Annotated in this window: 1 rRNA gene (cut by a window edge); it reads right to left on the bottom strand. The window is 50.5% G+C overall.

Annotated features, from left to right (window positions below):
- Positions 1 to 1,475 (bottom strand): 23S ribosomal RNA (locus tag ACFY9W_RS28975) (it extends 1,463 nt beyond the left edge of the window).
- Positions 1,476 to 1,543 lie beyond the last annotated feature (68 nt).

The following is a 1,543-nucleotide window of genomic DNA, read 5'->3' as shown; positions in this document are numbered from 1 at the left end:
TTCCAGCCTACCACCTTAAACCTGGACAACCAACGCCAGGCTGGCCTAACCTTCTCCGTCCCTCCATCGCAATAACTGGAAGTACAGGAATATTAACCTGTTTTCCATCGACTACGCTTTTCAGCCTCGCCTTAGGGACCGACTAACCCTGCGTCGATTAACGTTGCGCAGGAAACCTTGGTCTTTCGGCGTGCGAGTTTTTCACTCGCATTGTCGTTACTCATGTCAGCATTCGCACTTCTGATACCTCCAGCAAGCTTCTCAACTCACCTTCACAGGCTTACAGAACGCTCCTCTACCGCATCATCATAAGATGATACCCGTAGCTTCGGTGCATGGTTTGAGCCCCGTTACATCTTCCGCGCAGGCCGACTCGACTAGTGAGCTATTACGCTTTCTTTAAAGGGTGGCTGCTTCTAAGCCAACCTCCTAGCTGTCTAAGCCTTCCCACATCGTTTCCCACTTAACCATGACTTTGGGACCTTAGCTGACGGTCTGGGTTGTTTCCCTTTTCACGACGGACGTTAGCACCCGCCGTGTGTCTCCCATGCTCGGCACTTGTAGGTATTCGGAGTTTGCATCGGTTTGGTAAGTCGGGATGACCCCCTAGCCGAAACAGTGCTCTACCCCCTACAGTGATACATGAGGCGCTACCTAAATAGCTTTCGAGGAGAACCAGCTATCTCCGAGCTTGATTAGCCTTTCACTCCGATCCACAGGTCATCCGCTAACTTTTCAACGGTAGTCGGTTCGGTCCTCCAGTCAGTGTTACCTAACCTTCAACCTGCCCATGGATAGATCGCCCGGTTTCGGGTCTATACCCAGCGACTAAACGCCCTATTAAGACTCGCTTTCGCTACGCCTCCCCTATTCGGTTAAGCTCGCCACTGAATATAAGTCGCTGACCCATTATACAAAAGGTACGCAGTCACCTAACAAAGTAGGCTCCCACTGCTTGTACGCATACGGTTTCAGGTTCTATTTCACTCCCCTCTCCGGGGTTCTTTTCGCCTTTCCCTCACGGTACTGGTTCACTATCGGTCAGTCAGTAGTATTTAGCCTTGGAGGATGGTCCCCCCATATTCAGACAAAGTTTCTCGTGCTCCGTCCTACTCGATTTCATTGACAAGAGATTTTCGTGTACGGGGCTATCACCCACTATGGCCGCACTTTCCAGAGCGTTCCACTAATCTCAAATCAACTTAAGGGCTGGTCCCCGTTCGCTCGCCACTACTAAGGGAATCTCGGTTGATTTCTTTTCCTCAGGGTACTTAGATGTTTCAGTTCCCCTGGTTCGCCTCTTGCACCTATGTATTCAGTACAAGATAACCAGCTTATGCTGGCTGGGTTCCCCCATTCAGAGATCTCTGGATCACAGTCTGTTTGCCGACTCCCCAAAGCTTATCGCAGGCTACCACGTCTTTCATCGCCTCTGACTGCCAAGGCATCCACCGTATGCGCTTCTTCACTTGACCATATAACCCCAAGCAATCTGGTTATACTGTGAAGACGACATTCGCCGAAAATTCGCATTTCGCTCAAT

It is taken from the genome of Pseudomonas sp. NPDC008258 (assembly GCF_042956345.1).
Taxonomy (GTDB): domain Bacteria; phylum Pseudomonadota; class Gammaproteobacteria; order Pseudomonadales; family Pseudomonadaceae; genus Aquipseudomonas.
Note: the sequence above shows the minus strand (reverse complement) of the source record. Positions and strands in the feature narration are given on the sequence as shown.